Origin of the sequence: Mycobacterium sp. (assembly GCF_040509115.1) — a bacterium.
Classification (GTDB): domain Bacteria; phylum Actinomycetota; class Actinomycetes; order Mycobacteriales; family Mycobacteriaceae; genus Mycobacterium.
In genome coordinates this window covers 1-2973 of record NZ_JBEVLO010000452.1, presented here as the reverse complement: position 1 = coordinate 2973, position 2973 = coordinate 1, and the positions used below count along the sequence as shown (strand labels likewise).

The window sequence follows — 2973 nt, the reverse complement described above, 5'->3', positions numbered from 1 at the left end:
CCGCTCTCGCCGCCCCCTCAGGCCCGCCGGAGGTTCCCACGCGGACGCGGATGATTCGCGCGGCGACACACCCCAGTTCCAGCGCCTGCTCGCGGGCCCCGTCGGCGATCCGTTGCGAATCGGGTTGCAGGCCGTGGTCGACGATCAGCGCCGTAGTGGGGCGCGACGCGGCAGCCACCGCGGTGAGTGCCAGCGAGTCCGCGCCCCCGGACAGTGCCACGCACCACCGCTCGTCGGCGGCGCAGTAGGTGCGGGCGAACTCGTCGACCGCCCTGCGGACACCCGCTACAGCACCCTGTCGATCCATCGGTCCGGCTCGTCGACTTCGGTTGGCAGCGGCAATGTCTCGGCATTGGTCCACACCACGTTGAACCTGTCCATGCCCACCTTGCCGACCACGTGGTCGACGAACGCCTTGCCCCGGGTGTACTGGCTCATCTTGGCGTCGAAGCCCAACACGGTGCGCAACACGCGTTGCAGTGGCGGCTGCTTGCGCTGTCTGCGTTCGTCGAACCTGCGCCTGATCGTCGCCACCGAGGGCACCACCGCGGGACCGACGGCGTCCATGACGTGATCCGCATGTCCCTCCAGCAGGGTGCCGAGCACCAGCAGCTGGTCGAGCGCCTTTCGCTGAGGCTCGGACTGCATGGCCCGAAGGATGCCGACCATGCCCTCCGAATTGACTTGCGGCTCCTGCGATTCCGATCGGCTGCGCTTGTTGCGAACGAATTCCCCAAGCCGTCCGATCATCTGGGTCACGTCCTGATCGCTGTCGTCGGTGATGACGGCCAACGAGTCCGACATGTGCTTGGCCAGCCAGGGATTGGCGCGGAACTGGACGCGGTGGGTGACCTCGTGCAGACACACCCACAACCTGAAGTCGGCAGGCCGCACCCGAAGCTGCCGCTCTACGGCGATCACGTTCGGGTACACCAGAAGCAACTCGCCATTGCCGGACTGATCACCCGAGCCACCGGGCTCCTGCGCCTTGGGAGAGGCGAACGGGTCGTACTGGCCGAGGATGCCCGACGACACGAAGGCCAGGACGGCGCCCGTCTGCGCGCCGGTGATGCGACCGGTGAGGAACCCTCCGGCCGCGCCTTCCTCGCCGCCGGTCATCACCCGCATGGATTGCGTTGCAGCCCTAACCCATTCGGCTCGGTCGACGACGCGCGCCTCGGTGACCGCCGCGCCTTCGTTGAGGCCGGTGACCTCGCGGACCGGCGTCTCCGCAGTCCGGGCCGATTCCGAGAGTTGCTCGATGGCTTGGCTTCTCGTGTAGTCGGTGGCGGGCGGCGCAGGGCGGACCAGCTTCGCCCCGACCGTCGCTGCGAACTCCCAGTCGACGGTGCGGCCCACGGTGACCGGGGACGGCGAGCTCACGAGCCGCACCCGCACGACCGCAGCGTGGCCGCCACGGCGTCCAGCGCCGTTCGGCCGGTGGGGCCAGCGTCATTGGACATCAACGAGAACGCGAGCACCCGCCCGCTGCGATCGGTGACGAACCCGACCAGCGAGTTGGTTCCGGTCAGCGAGCCCGTCTTGGCCCGCAGGTAGCCCGCCGCGGCCTTGCCCGCATCGGTGTCGAGGTAGCGGTTGGACAGAGTGCCGCTGCCTCCCGCGATGGGCAGCAGATCCACCAGCGGTCGCAGCCGCGGCGTCGACGTCCCCGCCGCGGCGGTCACGATCTCGTCGAGGGTCTCGGCGGTGAGCCGGTCGTCGACGGACAATCCGCTGGAATCTCTCAAAGTCGCTCCGCCGGTGTCGATTCCGGCCTTGTTTAGCTGCCCGAGCACCGCCGCGACGGCGCCATCGAAGCTCTGCGGCCTGCCCATCTCCGCCGCGACCTCACGGCCGATCGATTCGGCCATCACGTTGTCGGAGGCATTCATCATCTCCCGGAGGCGCTCGATGAGGGGTGGCGACTGCACCGCGGCGATCTGCTCGCCGGTGGCAGGGGTGGGACGCACCGTCACGCTGGCCGGATTCAAGCCGAGGGCGACGGCCAGTGCGCGGCCCGCGTCAAGGGCGGGCGTCGGAGAACGCGCCGAGTCGACGCTGACCGGCTGGGTACGGCCACCGTCGAGCATCACCGCCTCCATCGGGGCGATGTCACCGCCGTCGATGTCGAGGGGATCCCATCCACGCGCCATCGTCGGCCCGCTGAAGGCCGACACGTCCACCTGGACCACCTTCGGCGCCACGCCCGACTTGCGGACCTGATCGGCCAGGTCACTGATCCGCGCGGCATCGCGGTACCAGGTGTCCACGCCCTTGGCCGCGGCCGACAGCGTCGGATCCCCGCCACCCTTGAGCACGATGAGCCCTGGTGACGTGGACTGGTCGGCGGCCACCACGGTCGTCGTCAACCGCGCGTCGCGATCCAGCGCAAGCAGCGCGGCTGCGGTCGTCAGCACCTTGTTGACCGACGCCGGCTGCATCGGAAGGTGAGCGCCCCGCGCCCACAGTTCCTTCCCGGTGGCCGCGTCGGTGACCCGGCCGGTGAACGCCCCAAGGTCGGGATTGGCGACGAACGGAGCCAACGTCGCCGTCAGCCCGCCCGGTGTCGGGACCGGCGCGGAATCGGCGACCGGCACCACACCGGGTGCGACGGTGACCAGGGCGGGCTGCGCGGTGACGGCCTGCACCTCGCGCGGGGTGCTGCCGTTGGAGGTCGCCACCGCCCCGATCGCCACGACTGCTGCCACCAGGACGAGCACCACGACGCCGACCCACACGTGGGTGGATCGACGCCACCGGGTGGGGTTAGTGACTCCGATGGTCGGTCTCCTGATTCCGGGGCTGCGCGCAGACCCGCACAGAGCCCGCATAGAGCAGGGTATCGCTCGTCTATGGTTGACCCGCGTCGTCACCCGGCGCCCCATTGACACGAAGAGCAGACGAAGGAGCCGCGGCGGTGGAGTTCGAGGTCGTCATCGAGATCCCGAAGGGGTCGCGCAACAAGTACGAGGT

3 protein-coding genes are annotated in these 2973 nt (G+C 69.5%); all 3 read right to left on the bottom strand.

All coding sequences use genetic code 11. The features are described from left to right. Positions 1–307: PP-loop family protein (locus ABW137_RS30925; protein ID WP_526405905.1), on the bottom strand; the 307-nt coding region annotated here is incomplete at its 3' end. After that, a complete protein-coding gene (locus tag ABW137_RS30920) occupies positions 286–1383 on the bottom strand; it encodes an Rv3626c family coenzyme F420 biosynthesis-associated protein (protein WP_526405903.1) in 1098 nt (365 codons plus the stop codon). The genes ABW137_RS30925 and ABW137_RS30920, both read right to left, overlap by 22 nt. Next, complete coding sequence (dacB, locus tag ABW137_RS30915) at positions 1380–2831, bottom strand: D-alanyl-D-alanine carboxypeptidase/D-alanyl-D-alanine endopeptidase (protein WP_526405902.1); 1452 nt, start codon at positions 2829–2831, stop codon at positions 1380–1382. Before dacB ends, ABW137_RS30920 begins: the two co-directional genes overlap by 4 nt. Positions 2832–2973 lie beyond the last annotated feature (142 nt).